This window comes from candidate division KSB1 bacterium (genome assembly GCA_034506335.1).
Lineage (GTDB): Bacteria > Zhuqueibacterota > Zhuqueibacteria > JANLFK01 > Oleimicrobiaceae > Oleimicrobium.
On record JAPDPR010000011.1, the window covers coordinates 1 to 23,132 of the forward strand.

The 23,132-nt window shown below is 60.8% G+C and carries 23 protein-coding genes; all 23 read right to left on the bottom strand.

Features of this window, described 5'->3' with window-relative positions:
• Window positions 1–1,649 (bottom strand): hypothetical protein (locus ONB25_05365; protein MDZ7392322.1); only part of this gene is annotated, 1,649 nt, incomplete at its 3' end.
• 22 nt (window positions 1,650–1,671) lie between these two features.
• Window positions 1,672–2,139, bottom strand: coding sequence for a hypothetical protein (locus tag ONB25_05370; GenBank protein ID MDZ7392323.1), 468 nt, complete (start codon window positions 2,137–2,139; stop codon window positions 1,672–1,674).
• A 263-nt stretch (window positions 2,140–2,402) separates the two neighbouring features.
• Window positions 2,403–3,536, bottom strand: a complete 1,134-nt coding sequence (locus tag ONB25_05375) for a tetratricopeptide repeat protein (protein MDZ7392324.1) — start codon at window positions 3,534–3,536, stop codon at window positions 2,403–2,405.
• An 81-nt stretch (window positions 3,537–3,617) separates the two neighbouring features.
• On the bottom strand, window positions 3,618–4,595 hold the full coding sequence (gene pta, locus ONB25_05380) for a phosphate acetyltransferase (GenBank protein MDZ7392325.1): 978 nt from the start codon (window positions 4,593–4,595) through the stop codon (window positions 3,618–3,620).
• Window positions 4,531–5,073, bottom strand: a complete 543-nt coding sequence (coaD, locus tag ONB25_05385) for a pantetheine-phosphate adenylyltransferase (protein ID MDZ7392326.1) — start codon at window positions 5,071–5,073, stop codon at window positions 4,531–4,533. The genes pta and coaD overlap by 65 nt, the downstream gene beginning before the upstream one ends.
• On the bottom strand, window positions 5,042–5,632 hold the full coding sequence (rsmD, locus tag ONB25_05390; GenBank protein MDZ7392327.1) for a 16S rRNA (guanine(966)-N(2))-methyltransferase RsmD: 591 nt from the start codon (window positions 5,630–5,632) through the stop codon (window positions 5,042–5,044). Before rsmD ends, coaD begins: the two co-directional genes overlap by 32 nt.
• Window positions 5,633–5,770: 138 nt before the next feature.
• Complete coding sequence (locus tag ONB25_05395; protein ID MDZ7392328.1) at window positions 5,771–6,652, bottom strand: hypothetical protein; 882 nt, start codon at window positions 6,650–6,652, stop codon at window positions 5,771–5,773.
• 15 nt (window positions 6,653–6,667) lie between these two features.
• Entirely contained in the window at window positions 6,668–7,615 is a 948-nt protein-coding gene (gene pilM, locus ONB25_05400) for a pilus assembly protein PilM (GenBank protein MDZ7392329.1), read from the bottom strand.
• A gap of 28 nt (window positions 7,616–7,643) precedes the next feature.
• The gene (locus ONB25_05405; GenBank protein ID MDZ7392330.1) at window positions 7,644–8,552 is read right to left on the bottom strand and encodes a hypothetical protein; all 909 of its coding nucleotides are present in this window, start codon (window positions 8,550–8,552) and stop codon (window positions 7,644–7,646) included.
• Between the two features lie 34 nt (window positions 8,553–8,586).
• Window positions 8,587–9,042 carry a helix-hairpin-helix domain-containing protein gene (locus ONB25_05410; GenBank protein ID MDZ7392331.1) on the bottom strand — a complete coding sequence of 152 codons (456 nt, stop codon included), beginning with the start codon at window positions 9,040–9,042 and terminating at the stop codon, window positions 8,587–8,589.
• A gap of 1 nt (window position 9,043) precedes the next feature.
• Window positions 9,044–10,180, bottom strand: a complete 1,137-nt coding sequence (gene dnaJ, locus ONB25_05415; GenBank protein ID MDZ7392332.1) for a molecular chaperone DnaJ — start codon at window positions 10,178–10,180, stop codon at window positions 9,044–9,046.
• Between the two features lie 54 nt (window positions 10,181–10,234).
• Window positions 10,235–10,789 carry a nucleotide exchange factor GrpE gene (gene grpE, locus ONB25_05420; protein ID MDZ7392333.1) on the bottom strand — a complete coding sequence of 185 codons (555 nt, stop codon included), beginning with the start codon at window positions 10,787–10,789 and terminating at the stop codon, window positions 10,235–10,237.
• Between the two features lie 36 nt (window positions 10,790–10,825).
• Window positions 10,826–11,863 (bottom strand): heat-inducible transcriptional repressor HrcA, encoded by a 1,038-nt coding sequence (hrcA, locus tag ONB25_05425; protein ID MDZ7392334.1) that lies wholly within the window; start codon window positions 11,861–11,863, stop codon window positions 10,826–10,828.
• Between the two features lie 97 nt (window positions 11,864–11,960).
• A complete protein-coding gene (locus ONB25_05430) occupies window positions 11,961–12,818 on the bottom strand; it encodes an ABC transporter permease (protein ID MDZ7392335.1) in 858 nt (285 codons plus the stop codon).
• On the bottom strand, window positions 12,815–13,462 hold the full coding sequence (ftsE, locus tag ONB25_05435) for a cell division ATP-binding protein FtsE (GenBank protein ID MDZ7392336.1): 648 nt from the start codon (window positions 13,460–13,462) through the stop codon (window positions 12,815–12,817). The genes ONB25_05430 and ftsE overlap by 4 nt, the downstream gene beginning before the upstream one ends.
• Window positions 13,463–13,482: 20 nt before the next feature.
• Window positions 13,483–14,265, bottom strand: coding sequence for a class I SAM-dependent methyltransferase (locus ONB25_05440; protein ID MDZ7392337.1), 783 nt, complete (start codon window positions 14,263–14,265; stop codon window positions 13,483–13,485).
• Window positions 14,234–14,866 (bottom strand): 4-hydroxythreonine-4-phosphate dehydrogenase PdxA, encoded by a 633-nt coding sequence (locus ONB25_05445; GenBank protein ID MDZ7392338.1) that lies wholly within the window; start codon window positions 14,864–14,866, stop codon window positions 14,234–14,236. The genes ONB25_05440 and ONB25_05445 overlap by 32 nt, the downstream gene beginning before the upstream one ends.
• A complete protein-coding gene (gene thiL / locus ONB25_05450) occupies window positions 14,856–15,902 on the bottom strand; it encodes a thiamine-phosphate kinase (protein ID MDZ7392339.1) in 1,047 nt (348 codons plus the stop codon). The genes ONB25_05445 and thiL overlap by 11 nt, the downstream gene beginning before the upstream one ends.
• 8 nt (window positions 15,903–15,910) lie before the next feature.
• Window positions 15,911–16,306, bottom strand: coding sequence for a secondary thiamine-phosphate synthase enzyme YjbQ (locus ONB25_05455; protein MDZ7392340.1), 396 nt, complete (start codon window positions 16,304–16,306; stop codon window positions 15,911–15,913).
• 8 nt (window positions 16,307–16,314) lie between these two features.
• A complete protein-coding gene (locus tag ONB25_05460) occupies window positions 16,315–17,499 on the bottom strand; it encodes an asparagine synthetase B (GenBank protein ID MDZ7392341.1) in 1,185 nt (394 codons plus the stop codon).
• 203 nt (window positions 17,500–17,702) lie between these two features.
• On the bottom strand, window positions 17,703–17,942 hold the full coding sequence (locus ONB25_05465; GenBank protein ID MDZ7392342.1) for a hypothetical protein: 240 nt from the start codon (window positions 17,940–17,942) through the stop codon (window positions 17,703–17,705).
• A 13-nt stretch (window positions 17,943–17,955) separates the two neighbouring features.
• A complete protein-coding gene (locus ONB25_05470; GenBank protein ID MDZ7392343.1) occupies window positions 17,956–19,773 on the bottom strand; it encodes a tetratricopeptide repeat protein in 1,818 nt (605 codons plus the stop codon).
• Window positions 19,770–23,129: a hypothetical protein gene (locus ONB25_05475; protein ID MDZ7392344.1), complete on the bottom strand. Its 3,360-nt coding sequence runs from the start codon at window positions 23,127–23,129 to the stop codon at window positions 19,770–19,772. The genes ONB25_05470 and ONB25_05475 overlap by 4 nt, the downstream gene beginning before the upstream one ends.
• Window positions 23,130–23,132: the final 3 nt, after the last annotated feature.

Below are 23,132 nucleotides of genomic sequence, written 5' to 3' on the forward strand. Positions count from 1 at the left end.
GTCTGATTCGCACTGCCACTCCCATTGGCCACGGTTATATTACTCAGCGTCGGCGAGGTACCGTTCGGCGAATTTCCCCCGCCACTGGCAACACTCACCACCACTGTGCCCGAAGCCGGATTCCCCTCGCTGTCAACCGCACCGGTCACCGACAACGCAAATGGCACACCCGCCACCTGGCTCAACCCCGCACTCAGGCTAAAGTTGGCTATTGCCCCCGCATTCACCTGAATCGCCCCAGACTGCTGCGATACCCCCGCCGCCGCATCCGTCACCGTCACCGTCTGCGCCCCCGCAGTCCGCAGCACAAAGCCCGTCCCCGCAAAACTGTGTACGCCCGCATCCCCCAGCGTGAAAGTGTAGCGACTGCTCGGCGTGTACGGAAGTATGGCATTGGCATCAGTCGAGGTGAAATAAACCTGGCCAGTGTAATTCGTCTTCAAATTGCCGTAAAGATCATAGGCCGCCACCGTCACGTTGTTGGCACCAAAACTACTCCCGGCAGTCACCGCCGACGGGTACCCCGTGAGCGTGAATGAACCCAGCGCCCCCGGCAACACCGTGATCGTCCCCGTGCTGCGAACGACCATGCCTACTGCCCCCTGAAGCTCTGTCCCCACCGCCCTCACCAGGGTCTGATTCGCACTGCCGCTCCCATTGGCCACCGTTATATTACTCAACGTCGGCAAGGTACCGTTCGGCGAACTCCCCCCACCACTGGCAACACTCACCACCACCGTGCCCGAAGCCGGATTCCCCTCGCTGTCAACCGCACCGGTCACCGACAACGCAAATGGCACGCCCGCCACCTGGCTCAACCCCGCACTCAAGGTAAAGCTGGCGATGGGCCCCGCATTCACCTGGATCGCCCCAGATTGCTGCGACACCCCCGCCGTCACATCCGTCACCGTCACCGTCTGCGCACCGGCTGTGCGAAGTACAAAGTCGGAGCCGCTGAAAGTTTTCTGGCCACCGGTAAACCCTCCCCCGCCAGCGGGCAACCCCGCGCGGGGATCACTGCTCGACCAGGTGACTGTGCCGGCATAGTTCGTGACCGTGTTGTTGAATGCATCCTTCGCCGTAACGGTCACGGAACTAGGGAAGGAGGAACCGGCGGTGACGGCCGAAGGGACCCCAGAAACAACGAAATGATGCAACGCTCCTGAGATCACCTGGAAGGGTGAAGAGGTACTGGGACCATCAATTGTAATGCCGGAGCCATCCCTGGTCTCCAGGGTCAAAGTGTAGCTTCCCGGGGTCGTGGCGTTCGTCACCAGCGCCACACTGATCCGGGCGCTTGCATAGCCCATTATGACTGAACCGGTGCCGTCGCGCGTTACGGTGACGGTACGCGTAGCCGGTACTGTGGTCACCTGGAACCCGCCGTCAACAGACCCATTTGGTGAAGCCGCCATGACGACCCCGGCAACGGAAAAGCCTGCCGGGAAGGTGATCACAATCCGTCCGTCTTTTGGTAACGTCCCCGGAAACCCAAAGTCCAGCTGGCAAATGGTGGCGGTGCCCGCGGAGGAATCCATCAATGTTACTTTGAGAGGAGAAATGGTGCCCGCCACTCCGACCGGGGCAAACCCGACGAAGATCCCACCGAGCAAGAGTAAAACAAGGATTTTTGCTCTCTGGGTTGTCATAATTGTCGCACTCTGTCCGTCCTCAGCGTATCACCCTGGTGGTATCGTTCGTCACAGGCACGAGCACAAGGTGGGACGCGTGTTTCCCGCGCGGAAAGATGCGCACCGTGGCCATGGCTCCGGCTGGCATCGCCTTCGGGGCGCCCACCGCCGCTACCTTGAGGTCAACTGCAACGCCCGGTTCAACCGTAGGTCCCCGCCCTGAACGAACGATACGCACGGTGTCCGTTGAGACATGCACCGCGAACCCGCCCTTGATGACGTCCGAAGAAGCAAGTTGCACCCTCGAGACGTCGAACGGGCGTGGCAGGACCAGCTCAAGCGCCGCCTCAGGCAGCAAGGTGTCTGGCGTCACAAAGCGCAGTTCATATACGCACATGCCCCCTGGACGCCCTGAGACAAGCGCGAGGCTCTCTCGACTCTGCGCTTGAACTGCGCCAAACCCACAAATCAGGAGCACTCCGCAATAGAGCAGGGACTTCCAGCGCATTCTATGGTCCTCGATAGTGAAAATGTCTCAATTCGGCACAGAAAAAGAGCCTGTACACCTCTAACCAGTGGCTCCTGCAACGTCTTTTTTTCAGTGCAAAGAGCATACCACAAACCCCTGGTCTTTCAGCGGGCGGTAAAGGTTTGTGGCCGTCTTGCCAATGCTCCTGCGCCGCCGAGGCTCTTGTCCGGACCTGGACCGCGCTGCAGGAGTAACTGATGGCCAGTTTTCGGCTACGCGACCCAGCGGAAATCAGACAGCGATTACTTAAGGAGCGTGCGCAAGAGGATGAGAAGTCCGCGCCCGTCGTTTTCCACCAGGCGCAGATTCCGCTTGGCGGTCTGAAAGCGTGGGTTGATGCGCAGTGCCTTCTTGAACTCCGCCGCGGCGCGCAGCAACAGATTGCGCCCTTGAATCAGATAGGCCACTCCCAAGCTGTTGTGAAGATCTGCGTATCCTTCGTGCTGCGCAGTGAGGCGTTCAAGCTCACCTACCAATTCGTCAACTGCAGCTACCTCCTCGCCGCTACTTTCCGTGATCAACCTCAGCAGGAGCTCCTGTTCTCTGACCGTGGGCGAATCGACTGTCCTGCCCATACCTGCCAGACGCATGAACTCCAGGGCCTGCGGGAATGCGCCTCGCTGCAAGGCGTGGAGAGCTTCGGTGAGCCGTTCTGAATCGCCGCCGTGATAGCGCAAAGCCTGGCGCAGGTGACCGGCCACCTCGTCGAGCTTGGCCGGGGAGGGCACCTCCTTCCGTTTGATCATCTTCTGCAACAGAGCAAGCGCGAGCTCGAGATGCGCCCGGCCAAACTTGTTGTTGAGAACAATCGCTTGGCGCAAGTGAGCGAGAGCATCCTCCACTCTCCCCAGCTCCAGATAGGCCCGGCCCAGGGCCGTGTGTACATCGGCGTAATGCGGGCCCAACGCCAGACTTGCGCGGTAGCACTCCACCGCCTTGGAGTAACGGCGCTGCGCAAGGTAGACGTCCCCCAGATTCTTGTGGTAATCAGGCTCGTTCTGCTCCAGCGCGATGGCCTGCTCGAACTGCTGGCGCGCCTCTTCGTAGAACCCCCGTCGCAGCAATGCCAACCCCAGGCGATTATGGGACGGCGCATGGCCAAGCTTGTGCAGGCGCTCGTGCAGGAGGAAGAGCTGCTGGATGCGCTCGCTGGCCTCCTGGTGCAGGCCTGCGACCTCCGCCTGCAGTTCTTCGAGCGTCAGGGTGGTCGCTTTCCGGCGAACCAGGCGCTCTACCAATCGCCCGTCTTCGAACACAGAGGCCGTCAACTCCCCCGTGTCCGGCTGGAAATTGGTCTGCACGTGAAAGCGGCGGCCATTGGCGACCACGTCGCTGTTTAGGCCCACGGATTGCACTGGCCCTCCCGCCAGTCTCATGCCCCTCTCGATGGATGGGTGCGAGTGCGGGGAGAAAATCACGTGAGAGGTGTCAGGTACTCCTCAGACAGCATGCGTGGGTCAGGACATTAGGCTGATGATGCACACCACGTCCACGATGTCGTCGACGCTACAGCCACGCGACAGATCGTTCGCTGGCTTTGCCAGGCCCTGGATCACTGGGCCTACTGCGCGCGCCTTCCCCAGTCGCTCGACCAGCTTGTAGGCGATGTTGCCGGCATTGAGGTCCGGGAAGATCAGCACGTTTGCCTTTCCTGCCACCGGGCTGTCGGGCGCTTTTCGCTTGCCGATCGCCTCCACCAAGGCTGCATCCGCCTGGAGCTCTCCGTCGAGCTGGAGATTGGGCGCCTTGCTCCGCGCGATCGCCACTGCCTGGCGCACTTTGTCTACCATCTCGTGCTGGGCGCTCCCCTTGGTGGAAAATGAAAGCATGGCCACTATCGGCTCTTCGCCGGTCAGGGCGCGGTGCGTGGCAGCAGAGGCAATGGCGATGTCGGCCAGCTGCTCGGGTGTAGGCGCCGGCACCACCGCGCAGTCCGCAAAGGTCAGCACACGCCCGTCTGGAGGGATGACCATTTCAAAGCAGCTCGAGACAATAGAGATCCCAGGGGCGGTGCCAATGCAATGAAGGGCTGCCCGCAGCACGTCTCCCGTGGTGTTCACCGAGCCAGCCACGCTGCCATCGGCCAACCCTTCCCGCACCATCATTGCGCCAAAAAACAGGGGGTTCTTCACGATCTCCAAGGCTTGCTCTGCCGTCACCCCCTTGTGTTTGCGGAGCTCAAAATAGGTTTGGGCAAACGCTTGCAAACGCTCGCTGCGCGACGGATCGATAACCTGGACGCCGTCCAGGTTCACCTGCAGCTCCTTTGCCTTGGCCAGAATGCGCTCTTGGTTGCCCAACAGAATCGCCTTGGCCAACTGATCGCGATGCAGAATCTGCGCCGCCTGAATGACGCGCGGCTCCTCCCCTTCAGGGAGTACAATGGTCCGAATCCGCCGGTGTGCCTTTGCTCTGATCTCTGCAATCAGGTCCATGGGTCCTAAACCGCTCCTGTAGTTTGGTGTTCACAAATCCAGGCACGAATGCGGAGACGTCACCTCCGCACCGAGCCACCTCTTTGACGATCGAAGAGTTAAGATAGGTGTACTTCTCATTGGGCATCAGAAACACGGTGACAATCTCGCGCGCCAGGCGGCGGTTCATCAGGGCCATCTGGAACTCGTACTCAAAATCTGACACTGCCCGGAGCCCACGGATGATGGCCTGTGCTCCTCTGCGCCGCGCATACTCCACCAGCAGCCCGCCAAAACTGTCCACCTCCACATTTGCCAAGTGTTGCGTAGCGGTCACGATCATTTGCCTTCTCTCTTCCACAGAAAAGAGGGGCGTCTTCTGCATATTGTGCGCGATTGCCACGATGACGTGGTCGAAGAGCCCGGCGGCGCGTTCGATTATGTCCACATGGCCGTTGGTAATGGGGTCAAACGTCCCTGGATAGATCACCGTCTTCATGGTCCTCCCTGGGCAGCGTGAACCAGGAAACTGACGTAGTCCCAAACGTCTTGCTCTTCGTCAACCGTAGTTGACCTATGCGGGACGGCAGCACAGTGCCAGTTCGGTACTCCAATACTACCAGTCCCGCGGGGGCGAGGACCCTGTTGTGGGCGACGAGCGCCAACAGCGCCTGGTACCCCACGAAGTCGTAGGGGGGATCGGCAAAGATGATGTCGAACGGCTCTGGGCCTTGCCATCTGCGCAGATAGCTCAGGGCTTCGGCGCACAAAGCCTCGGCGTCCTGCTGGGTGAGGCCTAGTGCCCGCAGGTTCTGTTCCAGGGCCATGAGGACCCGCCGGGAGCGTTCGACAAAGACGGCCTTGGAAGCACCTCTGCTGAGGGCTTCGATTCCCAAGGCACCGGTCCCGGCAAACAAGTCCAGCACTCGCGCCCCCTGCACGGTGGGGCCGAGCACATCAAAGATGGTGGTTCTGACCCGGCCAGAGGTGGGGCGCACACCCTGTCCGCGCACCGTCCGCAGGAGGCGACCCCGAAAACGACCTGCTACCACACGCACGAGGGCTCTCGCATGCCAAAAAAAGGTGCCCTGCCTTCCTCGCGAGCCGGCTGGCGACCACGAAGCCGCACGGGCACCGTCACAGTAGGCGGAATGGCGCCGAGTGCTGCCTGCCCCCGCGCACCCGCCTGCTCTTGGCTACGACGACTCCAAAAGGTCAAAATGCACCACCATGCGCACGGCTTTTTCCTTTTGTCCGGGCGCGAGTGGCGTGATCACCAACTTGGTCACCTGCAGGGCCACACCTGCATCGTTCAATTGATGCAAGAACTCCTGAGCTGCAGCCAGGCGTCCCTCCAGCATTAGCTGGAAAGGCGTGTGATACGTTTCATCAAGTTTAGTGCGTTGCTCCTGAGCGAGTCGAATCAAGCGCAGACCCACGGAGTCCGCCGTGGCACGAACCAATTGGCCAAGGGCTTCGGAGGAGAGGGGCTTAAGCCCAAACAGTTGTCCCGACCCCTCCGGCGCTTCAATACTCCCCACTACCAGGGCACGGGCGCCCCGTTGCCGGACCGTGGTTCTCTCTGCCACGGTGCCCTTCAGCCCGTCCGCGAAACCTTGCACCTCCGCCGGCGCCCCCCCCTCCAGTTCAAGATAGAACATACCGCTCGTATAGGAGAAAGACCTAAATGTCGCCTCTTGAGGCAGGCTCGTCAGAAGGTTCTCGATGCGCTGTGGCAAGGTGACCGCGGCAAGCTCGGATGATGGGCGCGCGAGGGTGGTATCAGGCACCTCGGCAGGGGGGGGCACCGGCGCCGGGCGACGGCCAAAGGGTCGCCAGACCAGGAAGATCACGGCTGCCGTCACCGCCACAATAAGGAACAGAAGGACCCAGGGCGCCCGGGGACGACGTTTCTCGATCTCCTCGAACTCGTGCTGGCCCTCGGATGTTTCTGTCCACTGGGGCGAGCTCCCCGCTGTGTCGCCGCCGGGTTCCTCGAAACGATAGGGTTCGTAATCACCGCCCGAGCGACCCGACTCTGGGGCTTCCTCTTCCCCCAAAAGGTTGATGTCGACCATGGTCGATTCCTCCCTTTAACCGCGTGACCGCGGCACACTCCGGAGCGCTGCCCCAATGGCCGCGACAAGACTAGCTCCGGAAAAGGGTGCTTCGGTACCACCGAGAGCTGGTGCTAGCTGCAAACGTTTAATAGGATCGATGACATTCACAGGCACCGCACACTGCGGCCGCAGCTTGGCAACAAACGCCACTGGCACAGGCGCCCCATACACCAACAACCGATCGATTTGGCCATTTCCGCTGCGCCTGCGCAGCTCCTCCCACAGCTCACGCGCACGGGTGTCATCCCAGGTGCCCGGGTCGGACTCACCGCCACTGGGCAGCGGGGCCTCGCACATGTCGTACAGTTCTCCTCGGCGCAGCACCATCAGTGTAGCCCCAAAGGGGGAGAGCCGAAGAAGACCGGTGGCGTTGGCTTGGACTAACTGGTGGTTGTAGACGGCCGCCCGCAGGCCAGCAAAAAGATCCAAATCGACTGCGGCCAAACGGACCCCTGCTTCCTGTGCCACTTGCTTTAGAAGCTCAATAATGGGCTTGCGAATGGCCACCAGAACTAACCTATCATGTGCCTCGTCGACCACGGGGACGCAAGAGGAATCCACTACATACTCATTCCCTCTGGCGACGAGCAGCTGCTCGACTTCCCATCGTACGTGTTCAGCAAGCTCGTCTTTTCCCAAGCCTCGGTCAACGGGCAGGCATTTGATAAATGCCAGGCGGTCATTGATAGCCACCGCTGCCCGGGTCGGTTTTCCCTCCGAACGGAGCACCGCTTGGAGCGCCGCCACCAGAGCATCCTTGGCGCCTCCATCACGCAGTGTGGACAGCTCTATCGATGAGGCCAGGGATACCCTGTCCATTGCCGTGATCAGGGGCGGCTCCTCCTGGGGCCGCATTTCTACTGTAGTGAGCTCACTGCCGGCAATGGATATCCCCACGAAGACGTCGTCTGGTGCGTTCAACTTTCTCCCCAGCGCATGAGTGAGCCGCTTACCTCTTGGAGGCCCAATTCCGTTCCCCGCCCTCGATACGCCCGTGGTTCTCGATGCGTAATCCGCCGATACGGAAGCGCAAAAAGTCCTTTTTGACCTTTTCGATGTATTGCGAGTCGATAGGACAGCTAATGTTCACCGACTTGACCACTGCGGTATCGATCACAGCAACGCGGATAGATTCCAGACTGGTGGGACAGAGTGCGAAGGTTGCCAAAGTGGCCGAGGCCACCGAGTCGCTTATGGCCAAGAGGCGCGGGCTGTGCTCCAGGACCTGTAGTACCCAGCGTTGCGGCTGTTCCAGGTCCAAATGTTCTGTGGCCACAAACCACAGGATGTTAACGATGTCGCGGTTATTCACCAGCGGAGCGCCCTTGCTCACCACCTCTGCCACCGCGATCGGCACGCGCAAAGTGTCCACCAATGCGCTGTCGGGCACCACGTACCACTTGCCGATCATAGCCTCTAACGGCAGCTTGGAATATCGCTGCTGGAGGCGCTCCAGCGAGAGAAAGTCCACCAGCTCTCGATCCTGTGGCAGTTTGGCCACTGCGGCCTTTACGGCGCTGACTAACTCTTCCTTCGGGCCCAGATCGCGAATGGCGTTAATAGCATCGACCGCCAGCAGGGAGTCGATAGTTTTGTACTCCTGCAAGCGCCCACCGGTGGGATCGCCCTTGACAAACTCAATGAGCTTGGGGATGCTATCGGTGTAGGTGTTGAAGGCGCTTATGTACAACAACTCCGCCCGGAGTAGATGTTCCATCCGCTGGCGACAGAGCGCGGTATTCTGCTCCTCCTCCTTCCAGAGCTTTTTCGGGTAGAGAAGAGTGCCCACCAGCCCTGCGATCAGGACGACGATGAGCAGTTGGTACAGTATAGAGCCTCTCGCCTTTTCCTCGGCCATTGTTCCTCCGCCAATAATTGGGTACGTTACCACTCTAGTCGATTGTCAGATAAGGTCGAATTCTCGCCAGGGTCTTTTCCCCAATGCCCTTTACTTTCCTTAGGTCTTCCACGCGCTTGAACGGTCCGTGCTGCTCTCTGTACGCCACAATCCTGCCCGCGAGGACTGGCCCCACGTGGGGGAGGCGCTGCAACTCCGTCGCCGTCGCGAGGTTAATGTTTACCCGTCCCGGCCGCGGCCGGGTAATGACGTCTGTTGGCGCCCGATGCGTGTCGGGATGGAAAGGAGCCTGGACGCCATAGTCATGCAGCTCGCTCGCCCGCGCGACAAACTCGCGACGCAACGAGTCTTTATAAGCCAACGCCTCCGAGGCATCCCAGCGTTCTCCGTGCTGGCGCTTGTAAAGGTCCACCCCCGCGCCCACGGCAAGAGCGACAAGCAGAAAGAGCAGCATTCGCCGCTCCTGCTTGGAGAGGACAATCGACCCCATGTCATCGAAACGCCTTCTTCACCTTCTCCCGGAACTCGGGCGAATCCACAGGTGGCCTTAGGTTCTCCGATTCCTTCAATGCAGCCAGGAGCTCTCGCTCGCGTGTGTTGAGCTTTGTGGGCGTCCAGACGACGATGCGCACCAGCTGGTCCCCGCGGCCATGACCGTGAAGATGTGGGATACCCTTTCCCCGCATCCGCAGAATCTTGCCTGACTGAGTCCCCGGGTCGATCTGCAGCTGGACCCTGCCGTTGAGCGTGGGCACTTCCACTTCGTCCCCCAAGGCGGCCTGCACAAAGCTGATGGGCAAGTGATAAAGGATGTCGTCGCCGTGGCGCTCGAAATAGCGATGTTCGTTCTCCTCGATGATCACGATGAGATCCCCTGGAGGACCGCCCAAGGGACCGGCGTTTCCCTCGTGGCGCAACGTGAGGTAGTTGCCCGTGGCCACGCCTGCGGGCACCTGGACCTCGATCGTCTGCTCCGCCTGCACCCTGCCGCTCCCGTTGCACTCAGGACAGGGACGGGTAATGACCTCCCCCCGGCCTTCGCACCGGGAACACGTGGTGATATTGAGGAAAGACCCAAAGATGGAGCGAGTCGCCTGGCGCACCTGCCCTGTGCCGTGACACAGCGGGCACGTGGTAGGCGGTGAGTCAGGGTGCGCCCCGCTGCCACCACAGCCTTTACATCGCACCAGCCGCTTGAGCTTCAGCTTCTTCGTCACCCCAGTGGCGATTTCCTCCAGATCGAGCCGCAACCTGATCTGGAGGTCGGATCCGCGCTCCGGCCCGCGTTGCCTTCCCTCACCCATGCCGAAGAGGTCCGCAAACCCGCCGAACCCCGCCGACATGAATACACGGAGGGCATCACTCAAATCGAAGCCAAAGCCGCCAAACCCTTCGTACCCAGCCTTGACCCCCTCGTGGCCATAAAGGTCATAGCGTCGCCTCTTCTCGGGGTCGCGCAGAACCTCGTACGCCTCTGCCGCCTCTTTGAAGCGCTCCTCCGCCTCCTTATCTCCTGGGTTCCGATCGGGGTGATACTTCATCGCCATGCGGCGATACGCCTTCTTGATTTCCTCCTCAGTGGCGTCCCGAGGAACTTCCAGGATTTCATAATAGTCGCGTTTCTCCATCTGCCGCACTGCCGTTTCCGGCGGTCGTTGTGGCGCTCAGGCCTCGATAAGGTGCTACTTGCTCACTACCACCTTGGCAGGGCGCAAGATGCGCCCCTGGAACTCGTATCCGCGCTGGTGTTCCACCACCACCGTATTGGCAGGCGCGCCCTCGCTTTCTGTTTGCATCAACGCCTCATGGCGCTCCGGGTCAAACGGTTGGCCCAGGGCCTGAATGGCGACCAACCCTCGTTCTTCGAGTACGCGAAGCATCTTTCCCCAAATCAGGCGCACCCCTTCCCGGAATTGCTCAAAGGAAGCCGCGGCAGGCTCTTGCTGCACGGCACGCTCCAGGTCATCGAGGATGGGAAGCAACGCCCGGACCAACTCTGCATTGGCATTGACCACCACCTCCGCCAACTCCCGTTGCACCCTCTTCTTGTAGTTGTCAAGCTCGGCGGCTTTGCGGAGAAACCGGTCATTGCACTCGGCCAGCTGCTGCTTCAGACTTTCTACCTCCGCCCGCAGCGCCTTCACCGAAGCCCGCGCCACGCGCCGCGGCGCTGCCTCAGCTTGCTTTTCCTGAGCTATCCCACTCCCGCCTTCGGTAAGACGCGTCTCCTCTGCCATCTTTTGAATCTATCGCTGAACCACGGTTCGCCGCAATCAGATCACCTGGCGCTCGCGAATTAGCTCGCGCAAGACCTGCGCCATATAGTCCACCAATGCGATCACCTTGGCATACTGCATCCGCGTCGGGCCAATGACGCCCAACGTCCCGGTCACGTCCCCGAGGTTGTAGGTGGCCGTAATCAGGCTGCAGGTGCGCATGAGCTCTTCGCGGTTTTCCTCCCCGATGATAATCGACACACCTTCTTTCTTGCCCTGCTCGTTTAGCACCTGGATGAGCACATGCTTCTGGTCAAGCAGCTGCAAAATCTTGCTCATCTGCTCATGATTGATAAACTCGGGCTGAGAAAGGATGTTGCCCGTGCCGCTCACATAGAAGTGAGCCCCTCCTTCCACATCAAAGACCGACTCGGCCGAGCCTACTATCAGACGCACTAACTCCGGGGAGCCTGACGAGATATCGCTCATCCGCTTGTCAATGGACCGCTTGATCTCTAGCAGACTCAGCCCATGGAGGCGCTCGTTCAGGACACGCGCCGTCTCCTCGAGCCGCTCCCTGGAGAGGTTACTGCTGATCTCCATGAGGATGGTCTTGACTAACCCGGACTTGACCCGGATTATGACCAGGATGCGCTTGTCTGCAATCTCCACTAGGTCGAGCCGGTCAAAAATCCCCTGGTAAAAGCGGGGGGCCAGCACCACGCCCAACAATTTGGAAATGTGGCCGAGAACGCGCGAAGAGCTCTCCAGAATCTGCTCCACGTCCGCCGAGGGTGTGGACAGCTTCCTCAGAATGTCCTCCCGCTCCTGAGGCGTGAGGTCATCCACTTGCATCAGGGTATCGACGTAGTAGCGATAGCCCCTATCCGTGGGCACGCGCCCGGCCGACGTGTGCGGATGAGTGATCAGGCCCTTCTCCTCGAGGTCCGCCATGACGTTGCGAATAGTGGCCGCGCTCACATCCATGCCGCACTGCTTGGCCACATAGCGGGACCCCACGGGCCTGGCGTTCTGGATGAAGCTCCGCACCACGTAGCGAAACACCTGTTCTTCTCGCGGTGTCAATTCAGTCATGGCAAACCAGTTCGAATAATAAAACCCCACTTCAACCTCTGCTTGTCATTGTAATATATGAATCTCCTGTCCCATTGTCAAGCAAAAAGAGGAAGCGTCAATACTTCACCAGTCGTCGCACCGCCACCAAGCTCCCCAACCACCCTAAGGCCATCCCTGCACACCACAGAGCAAGGTAGAAGACGTGCGGCAGAACTATAAGGCGCGGGGCCTCCAGTGCGACCACTCGAGCCAGCAGCCAGACTGCGAGCGCAGCCAGGGCGCCGCCTGCCCCACCCTGCAGGATTCCTTCCACCAAGAAGGGCCTACGGATAAAACTTGGCGTCGCCCCCACCAGTTTCATGATCTCAATGTTTTGCTCTTTTGCGTGGATAATCAGCCTGATGGTGTTGAAAATAACAAGGATCGCGCCACATGCCAACCCCACACCCACTACCACGTCGATGGTCATTGCCAGCTTAAGGTAGCGGTCCAGGAGCTGGAATAGCTCGGCGCGATAGACCACTTCGCTCACCCCCTTCAGCCCTCGCAGCTGCGCAGCCACCGCCTCTGCCAACGCGGTGCCCCGACCCTGCGGGGCCAGTGCAACTCGGAATGAGGCTGGAAGCGGGTTTTCGCCCAGCATCTCCAACACTTCAGGGCCGAATTCGTCCTGGATAGCCTTGACAGCTGCCTCTTTGGACACGTACTCCACCAGACCAACACCAGGGATAGCCTTGATCTGCTGCTCCAGGGCTGCAGTGGCCGAGGGGGAGAGCGTCTCATCCAAAAAAACCTCGAAGGTCATACGCCGCTGGATCTGGGCCGCCAAACGACTCAGATTGAGGCTGACGGCCATGAAAACTCCCAACAGTGTCAGTGCCAGGGCCACCGTCGACACCGAAAGGAGACTGGATAGCGGGGCGCGCCGAAACCCTTCGATCCCCTCACGAATGCTGTAGAGGAGCCCCCTCACAATGTCCTCCCTCCTTCGATACGCACAACGCGCTTGCCTGCTCTCTCCACCAAGGCGTAGTTGTGGGTGGCCATGAGCACCGCCGTGCCCTTCAGATTGATCTTCTCCAGAAGCCAGAGCACTTCTTGCGCGGTGTCTGGGTCCAGATTGCCGGTTGGCTCATCGGCGAGGATGGCCAGGGGCTCGTTGACCAGGGCGCGGGCGATCGCCACGCGCTGCTGCTCACCCCCGGAAAGCTCGTGAGGCATGCGGTTGCGTTTGTGGCTCAACCCCACCTCGGCCAGCGCACGCAGCACGCGGCGCTTGATTTCTTTTCTCCCTGCCCCTGTGACTCGGAGGGCAAAGGCAACGTTGTCAAAGACATTGCGATCCGGCAGGAGGCGAAAATCCTGAAACACAATGCCGAGCAAGCGCCGCAGATAAGGGAGGTCCCGGCGCCGCATATGCAGAGAATCGAACTTGTCCACCATCACCACCCCCTCTTGCGGTCGCTCCTCCATGTAAATGAGCTTCAACACCGTGCTCTTGCCGGCGCCACTAGGCCCCACCAAGAAGACAAACTCCCCATTGTGCACGTCCAGGTTCACGCACTCTACGCCTCCCCCCTCCGGATAAACCATACGCACGTTTCGCAGATGGATCATCCCCGTTCCTCTCTAAGTGACTAGGCAGACCCGCGCCGGCGCAGCACAAAGTGCACTCGTTCGCACTGCTCACTGCCCGGTTTGAGAGAAAAGTCGCAGTGGCTCGCCTCCACAAAGAAAGGGCTCGCCTCCACCATGGCCTCCACTTCCCGCAGCGAGTAGATGCGCTGCCTATGAGTCTCCCTGAACACCACACCAGGGGCGCTGGCAAGTTCGATGTCGAACTGGTTGATCTGCAATTGAATAGCATCCACGTAACGGCTTTTTCGCGTGTAAGTAAAGCCGGGGCCACTCTCCCGCTCACGGTAGTGGCGAAAGTTGCGCCGCGAGTTGAGCGCGGTGCATACATCAAACACCAGCACGCCGGATTCCTCCAGGCAGTCGGCGGTGCCCTGCAACATGAGTGCCCAGTCTTCGGGGCAGAGAAGGTAGTTCATGCTGTCGTACACGCACACTGCCGCGGGGAAGCGCCGGAGCGTCGCAATGTGGCACATGTCGGCGACCCACATGGGCACCGATACGCCACGTTGGCGAAACTTGGCCGCAGCCTGACGCAACATCTGAGGGCTCAGATCGCAAAGCACTGGCGCCCAACCCAACCGCCGCAAGTGCCAACTCAAGGAACCACTCCCTGCCGCCATCTCCAGCAGGGGACCGCGGGGAATACGGGCTCGGGTGAGGAGCAGATCGATGTGCTCGGCCCATAGGTGATAGTCCACGTGACGCATCACGTAGTCGTATATTTCGGCCAGGCGCGCGTATGGCACTGTCTCACGCCTTGGCACCGACCAGGGCAGCTGCAACCTCTACAGCCTCCTTCATTACCCCGCGTAGCCCCCTTTCGCTGGGCCGTTCCTCCACTCCGATCAGCAGCAAAGCGCCTGGGACGGGCTCCGCAACGCTCAGGTAGGTACATCCCGGCACAGGTGAGAGGGCCACTGCCGAATCCAGCCGCAGCCATTCGGCGAGGAGAGAGGCAAGGTGTGTGTAGCTAAACCCTGCGGCGCGAACGGCGTCCATATCCACAGGCGCTACCACCACTCCGTCGGCCCATCGATAGAGCAACATTTGCAGCGCGGCGTCGAGGTCCTCCACAATACGCTCTCCAGCTCGACTAGCCTTGCCAGCGGCCCGCGGCAAGAGGGGGTGCTTCAGACGATCGATCACCTCCACCGAACCAGGCACATCCTCTCCGGGTTCGTCCAGCGCTATGCGCCGAAGCTGAACCCGTATGCCCGCCTGTCGCGCCGCCGCCGTGAGCGCACCAAAATCGCCTGCAAGGAGCACGCGGCACACCCTTGCGACGTCGCGGTCTGCAGCCACCTGCAAGGCGGCTAGTCCATTGCCACCACGCGGGTCACCAACTGCCACCACTATTCGGGGGCGATTCTTCTCAGCTGCCACTGTCGCGCCCCCTCCTACAGTGCCTCTTTCCGGCAAAGTGGTTCCACCCCGCCACCGGGAGAGCCTGGAGGTGGCCGTCCGCAAGGTATAACTTGACGCCCTGATGCGCCGGCAGGATTTCTCCTACCGCGGTCAGAGCAAGCCCGAATCGTTCCTCAAACCTTGGGAGTATCCGTTCAACTTCTTCCTTCCGCGCGGTGAAAAGGAGCTCAAAGTCCTCTCCTCCACCCAGCGCATAGTCGCGTGCGTCATGTCCCATTGCCGCCGCTACCCTGCGTGCCTCGGGGGACACGGGGATTGCTTCCTCCACTATCACGGCCCCCACGCCACCGAGACGAGAAAGGTGCCGCACCTCCGACGCCAATCCGTCGCTGACATCGATCATGCTGCTCAGGTTCACGTGCTCGCGCAGGAAGATTGCTTCCTCCACTCGCGGCATCGGCTGGAGGTGCCTTTGCACCACTGAGGGGAACTCCTGCTTCGCAAAACGTGTAGGGGTGGAAAGCACCATCAGTCCCGCGTGTGACTGGCCAAGGTAGCCGGTCACAAAGAGCGCATCCCCCACGCGCGCGCCCGCCCGCCTGACCAGCCTGTTCGCCGGCGCCTTCCCAATCACGGTGATGCTTAAGAACATCCCGCGGGGCGAAGTGGTGGTGTCGCCCCCGACGATTCCCACCCCATAACGCCCTGCGAGGTCGACCATCCCCCGATACATATCCTCTACGGCCTCGACGCTCATCGATGGTGGCAACGCGACGGAGACGACGGCAAATTGTGGCTCGGCAGCCATGGCGGCCATGTCGCTGAGATTTGCGGCCATGCTCCGCCAGCCGAGCTGGTATGGCGAGAAGTAGTCCCAGAGAAAATGCACGCCCTCCACCAGCGCATCAGTGGTGACCACCTCCAACTCCCCCTCAGGGGCGCGGAAAGCAGCCGCATCGTCGTCGATGCCCACCACCACGTCGGCGCGGGGCTCACCGCAAATGGCCTTGAGGCGCGCAATGAGGCCAAATTCGCCTATTTCGCTGATGCGCACGCCCCGCCTCAACCTGCTAGGATTCTCACCCACACCTGCCTGGTCCGCGGGCCATCAAACTCGCAGAAAAAAAGCGACTGCCAGGTGCCCAGAGCCAGGCGCCCTCCCTGCACCATGACGGTAACCGATGAGCCCACCAAGGTCGCCTTGATGTGCGCCGCGGCGTTGCCCTCCAAGTGATGGTAATTGTCCGCCAGCGGGATTACTTTGTCCAGCTCCGCCACAATATCGCGGCGCACATCAGGGTCCGCGTTCTCATTGATGGTGACCCCTGCCGTGGTGTGCGGCACAAACACCACGCAAATACCGTCGCGCACCCCACTTGCCGTCACCGCCCCCTGAACCTGAGCGTCAATGTTCACGAGCTCGCAGCGCGTGCTCGTGCGCAAAGAGAACCGGTGCATCTCCGCCATCAGGTCTTCCTCTTCCGTTGCTTTGCTGCAGGAAACAGAATGTTATTGAGAATCAGCCTGTAGCCAGGTGAATTCTTGTGGAGAGCCAATTGTGTGGGAGGGTCGCCCACCAGATGCTGGTAGTCCTCCGGATCGTGCCCCCCAAGAAACGTAAAGGTGCCCCGGCCCACGTTGCCGTGGATGTATTTCACCTGCTCCGTCCCTTCGGCCTCGGCCAGGATGGTCACCGACTTCTTGACCAGGCTCCTCTTGAAGCCCGTGGTCTGCCCCATGAAGCCCTTGACGATGGAGACGTGGTTTTGCGTGAGCATGCAAGGAACGGGGTCATACTTGGCGGAAAAGTCAAACAGGGTGAAGTAGTCACTCTCCGCGCTGCGCAACAGCGGGGCATAGCTGGGCGGAATGTCGATATCTGAGTACTCGTAGATGAGAGGATTGGGTTCCACGCGAAACCCCTCAAACGCCACGCACTGCGTGTAATCGAGGCGCTCTTGACAATCCTGCGCGGGCGGATCCCCGTCAAACACGGCGTCGACGATGTCCGTGTATTGGGCGGCTAAGGCAATGTCATATGTGTCCGTGGCCGAGCACATGGCGAACACGAACCCCCCGCGCAGCATGTAGTCCTTTATGGCCAGAGCCACTGCCCGCTTCAGCTCGGAGACTTTGGCAAAACCCAGCTTCTGCGCCATCTCGCGGTTGAGCGCCACCTCTTCCTGATACCAGGGTGCATTGCGATAATTGGCATAGAACTTTCCGAACTGGCCGGTGAAGTCTTCGTGGTGCAAGTGCAGCCAGTCATACTTCTCCAAATCCCCGCGCAAGATCTCGGCGTCCCAGACTACCGTGAAAGGCACCTCGGCGTATTCCAGGGCCAGCATCACCGCGTCGTCCCACATCGTCTCTTTGGGAGGAGCGTAAATGGCAATGGCAGGGGCCTTTTCCAGCAGCACCACCTCCATGTTCTCCTGCTCGATGGTGCTATAGACTGCGCTCACTGCAGCCGCGTCCAGATGCACGAAGCTGACCCCCCGTACCCGCAGCTCTCGTTCGATGAGGGGCTCTTCTGCCATGAGGAACGAACCGCCCCTGTAGTTGAGCAGCCACTCCACGTCGATTCCCTGTTCGAGCGTCCAGTAGGCCACGCCGTACGCCTTGAGGTGGTCAGTCTGCGTGAGGTCCATAGGGACGAGAATCCGCTGCGCCAGAGCGTCTGAGACCAGACCGCCCGCAAGGAGAATCGCCGCGCACAAAGCCACGATACCGAGTGCGGCCCCTCCGAACACGGGATGGGGCTGGGTCTCCCCTCCCGGAAAGAGACCTGAATTAGCGTGGGGTGTAGCTCTCATCATGTTGACCGATACAATGCGCCTCGCTCGCGAGGATGTCACCGCGGCGGCTTTTCTAGGTCGATGCCCTTGAGAAAGTCCTCGATCTCCTGAAGGGCGCGCGCCTCCATCTCCGCAGCGTTACCTCCGGCCTCATACTTGACGCGGAATGAGATGGCATTGAGCTTCTTGTCCACGTCCACGCCCCAGTTGATGTTGTAATCCAAAACGCCCAATGCGTGCACCCTCTCTAAGGCTTCCTCCGCTTTGATGTGCTTGAGGTAAAAGGTCCTTACCATACGCCCACCTTTCTCATTTATCCCTTGTTGCCCTGCGCTGAGCGTCCAGCGCACGAAGTCGTTTTCGCACCTCTTCCAAATAGACGCTAGAGGGAAATTTCACCAGCAGCTCCTCATAGACCTTGGCTGCGGACTGCGCGTCGGCCAAATGAGATTCGAGAAGTTCCCCCTTCCGTTTCAAAGCAAGCTCGCGCAGTCGACTTTCCGGAAAGCTCTCGTACAGTCGCTGATATACCTGAGCTGCCTCCTGGTAGCGGCCCTCCGCGACATAGACGCTGGCCATCTGCAGTAGCGCCTGATCCGCAATGGCGGGCGGGGGTTGCCGGTTCACAAGCTCCTTCAGCACCTCCAACGCGCGGTGGGTCTGCCACTGGCGCTGGAGCAGAGTTGCCTGAGCCAAAACGGCCAGTTCATCAGGGTGGTCCCCATGCTCGTTGATCAGGAGGAGAAGCTCCAAGGCATCGTTCACCATCTTGCCAGGGGCATCGCCCGAACCCCTCGGCGATGAACAGAGCCTGCCTAAGACCGCAACTGCGCTGTCCAGCTTACCGCTGAGGAAGGAAAGCTCGCCTATTTTGAACAGCGCTGCTTCGGTAGACGCGTCGCCTCGCGCCTGAGCATGGCGGTAGGCCTCATCGGCGCCAGCCAGATCGCCCGCAGCCACTTTCGCATCGCCCATAAGGAGCAATGCACGGGCCTGATCGCTGCCCGAACCACACTCGCTGAGCACCCGGTTGACCGTCTGCACGCACCCCTTGGGATCGTGGAACACATTGAGGTAGATGGCCCCCACCTCCAGAAGCGCTGCACACCCCTCCCGTGAACGTCGAAAACGCTCTGCCAGGGACAAGAAGCCACCAATTGCCTCGTGATACCGCCCCTGCTCTTTGAGCAATATCGCACGCTGGAACTCGGCCCGAAGCGCCAAAGGGGTGCCCGGATACCGGGTAAGGATAAGAGAATAGCCCTGCTCGGCCGCCTCATACGCCCCTTCCTGGCGAGCCGTTTCGGCAAAGCCAAACAGCTCGCCACCCAGCGTGCCACGGTTACGTTCTGCCTCCGCTACCAACCGGTCGATTTCCGCATAGTTCTGGAACGCCAGGGTCCATTGTCTGCTTGCCACGTACAGAGAGCCCAGAATGCGCCGCAGCGCAAGTTTGTAAGGAGAGGTGGTCAGCTCCCGCTCAATCGCCCCAGCAATCTCACCGGCGGATTCAGGGCTTAGGTACGAGCCCACCCGTGCCTGCACCACACTCCACTGCTGGGGGTTATCCTGCAGGAAAAGAAGGTTCTCCCTGGTCGCCTCCCGGAAGTTAAGGCGGGCTGCATAAAGGTCGGCAAGTTGCAGGGCAAAGAGGGTGGGTCTGCCCATTTCCTTCCGCGCCTGCTGGTACACAGCAACCGCCTCCTCCAGCAACCCGTTCTCCCTGAGGCTTGTGGCCACCATTTCGTAAACGTTCAGGTTGCGAGGGTTCGTCTGTAGAAGGCGATGCCACTGAGCGAATGCCTCTCGCTCCTGCCCCTTGCGATAGAGGAGGTCAGCCCAATCCACCTGCGCCTGGAGGTCCCCGGTGGTCATGCGGCGCTTGATCACCGCCTCCAATTCATCCAGCTTCCCAATGCGGATCAGGTTTCGGCGCAGCCCTTGATACAGCACAATGTGCTGGGGAGACCTGGCGTACATCGAGGCAAACACTTGCGCCGCCCGCTCGAACTGTCCAATGGCCTCATAGTCATAGGCCAGGCGCAGGCTATCTGGTAGCTGCGACGCAGCGCAGGTCAAGGCGCAGACGGCGAGCAATCCTAGTGTGCATGCGCCGCGAACACTCATGGCTTCTCCTGCCGGGCCAATGCCTCGAAGTAAAGGCGGATGAGCTCAAGATAGTCTGGGGTGTAGCCTTCTTTCTTGGCGCGGAGAAGGTCCTCGGCCAGACTCCTCTGGGGGGCGCCCAGGTCGGGCGGCAAAGGCCCGGGACTGGGGCGCACCACGTTTTTCCCGGCTTGGGCCTGGCGCTTGGGGCTCAGGTCCCGTTCCCGGACCGAGCGCTGGCTATCGAGCAATCGGGACAAGATGCGTCGTTGGCGGTCCAGGGTGCGCTGGTCGATGCGATGAGAGGATAGGTCTTTGGCTACTTCCTCCATGTCTTTCGCCACCTGGTCGAGGCGGCCCAAGATCTCAGAGCGCCCGCCCATTTCGCGTTGCAGCTGCTCCAGCGATTTGCGCAGGGCTTCTTGCTGCGCGGCCAATCGCGCCATAGCTGCCTGCTGCTCCAAGCTGTACTGGCCACCAAGGCCAAGTTCCATGGTTTGCTGATTGATCCCCTCCTGGGCGCCAGCCATGTTCTGAAGGCGTTGCAGAAAGGTGTCGAATCCCAGGGCCGAGCTTGCCGAGCGCACATCCTCCATACTGCGCATGACTTCTCGGACGGCCTGGTTGAGAGCACTCATCGCCGCGGCCTGTGCGCTGGTGGCGCTGCCCAGGTTTCGTTGTTCCAAAGCGGCTACGGCACGCACCATGTTATCGTGGGCCCGGCCCACCGCCGCACCCATTTGTGGGGAGACGTAGAAAGTTCGCTTTGCCAGGCTGTAGAGCTGCGCCGCAACTCGCTCCAACGCGGTGCGCATGTCGTTCTGTGCCTCCGCCATTTCTGGAACGCGCGGACTGTCGGACCGGCTTTGTTCGGAAGCGTCAAGCAGCTGCTCTTGGCGGTGGGAAAGCTGCACAAGGTCGTGCGAAGTCTTCTGCAACGCTTTCAACACCTCTTGACGCTGGCTATCGGTCAGGGCCTTCTGGGCTGTTTGCAGCGTTGATGCCACCTGCTGCAACACGGTAGCGGCGTTGCGCGCGCCCGCCTGTGCACCAGACATCTTTTGCTGCTGGAGCATAGTGCTGAGCGCCTCCATCTGCGACGCTACACCGGCCGAGTCCATGATGGCGGCCGCGCGGTCCACCTCCGCATGCGGCATGTCAGCAAATTCGCGCATCGCACCCGATAGGTCGCGCACGTGCTGGCTCAGGGCCTCGGCCTCTTGAGCCAGACGCCGCTCCTGTTCGGCCAGCTGCGCTCCCTGTGCCCCGGGCTCCGACGCCTTCTCTGCCACCTCCATCTGCCGCTGCGCCAGCTCCTGTGCCCGGCGCACTGCCTCGTCCAGCTTTTGCTCGATCTGGAGCCGCTTAAGCAGGGCAATGGTGCGCTCCAGTGATTTTAGGAAATCCTCTTGTGTGAGGCTGAACTTCTCCACCGCCTGACGCAGCTGATTGGGGTCGATCTCCCGGAGGGCACGCTGCAACTCCTCCATGGCGCGACGCATCTCCGGCGTGGCGACCTCCTCGAACAGTCGCTGCAACTCCTGGTACTTCTTGAGCGTCTCCAGCGTCACCAGGTCATTGCGCTCCATGCGCTCCACCATGTCGCCGAGGCGTTTACTGAGCTCGCGTATCTCCTCTTCCAGTCGCCGGCGCGCCTCAAGCGCCTCTTCGACCTGCTTCCGCTCGCCCCAGTCCAGGTCGGGATCCCTTCTCAGCTGCTGGCCGAGCCTGTCAAGGCGCTCCTTCAGCTCCTTGCTCTGCTCGTATGCGCTCTCCAGCTGCTGTGCGGCTTCCTCCTGCGCGTGGGCCACCTCTTGATAGATCTCATAGATCGAAGGAAACCGGACGCGATACTCCGGGCTCCGCGCGGACTTGGGACCGGAGACAGAATCGTTGTCCCTTGCCTCTGCCGAGTAGACGACAACGTCCTCCGGAATCAGATTCAGCTCGGACAGATCCCAGACGTAATCAACACGCACTTTGTCCGCACCACTGGGGAGCGGCAGTGGAGCCGAACCCTTGCCGATTTCCTGCGCGTCGCTTCCCCGCAGAACACGATAGGTGAGCATCAGTTGGGAGATGCCAAAGTCGTCTTCCGCCTCCACAAGAAGAGGCAAGACCATGTCCTCCCCAATATCCACATCCATCCCCGGTATGGGCACGCGCACAAAGGGCGCGCGGTCCGGGAGCACGGTGACCCTGTACTCGATCGGGTTTTCGTTCTCTCTGCCCGCATAGTCTACCAGCTCCAAGTGGTAGGAGGTCTCTTCATGGACCACCAACTCCCCTTCTAGCGTCAAGCCGGTAACCCGCATGGGAATAGCCCTAGCCCCCTTTATTGCAATCGCAGCTTTCTTAAGGGGCTTGTTGGCAGCAGCCCAGAGGGTAACTGTGGAGCCCTTGAGAGCAAACACGTCGCCCACGTTTTCGTCCAGGAACTGGGTGGGTAACCCGGCATAGGCGGGTGGACGCACCGACACCCTTAGTGCGCGTACGAGGGGCAATTCGATAACTGCGATGCGATACTCAGGGGACTTGAGTCCGGCCGCCAGCACGCGGTAAAACAGCGTGTCCCTGAGCGCCTTGAATTCGTAGGCGAACTCCTCTGGGTTCAGCTGGGCCATGGGTCTTCTACTTGCAGCTGACGACCCCTCCCCCCGGTATTCAATGGTGGCCTGGCTGACTTTACGCCCGCTGACTCTTACGCTCACTGCCAAGTCCTGGCCGCGGACCACCTCCGCATTCCCCGGCGACACGGCAAGAGTGGACGCGGGCCCGACCACATAGGCTGTACGCGGGTGGACAAGGCGATCCGCTGCTCCGCCCAGCGGCTGATGAAACAGGGCAAAGAGCAGCAGGACCAGCCCCGCCATGATCCCTGCGCGCCGTGCCCTCCGTCGCGCCGGCCTCCAGTCCAGTTTGGCGGCAAATCGCTCGCCATCAAGGGCCCGCGCCACCTGGCGCAGGGCCTCGCCCATGAGCTCCGTGGAGTAGCGCTCTGGGTTATCTGAGCGCTTGCCAAACACTGCCAGTGCGTGTGCCAGCCTGTCTCCCACATCCGGGTAGTGGGCGCCCACTTGGCGTGCCACAGCGAGGTCATCGGGGTGGCTACGCCGAAGGAGCAGATCGACCAGCCTCCACAACACAAGCACGCCTAAGCCCAATGCCAGCGCCCCTCCCAGAACAAGCGTCAGCGCCAGTCGTACGTAGCCAGGGAGAGGCCAAAGCGCCTCCAAAGTCGCGACAAAAAGCACTGCCGGTGCGGCCAATCCCACCCATAGCCCCGCGCCGCACACCAAAGCCTGGCGTTTCTTCTGCTGGCGGTAGTCGCGCAGGCGCTCGCGCAGCGAGGCGTATGTCCGTTCCAGATCGGGCATATG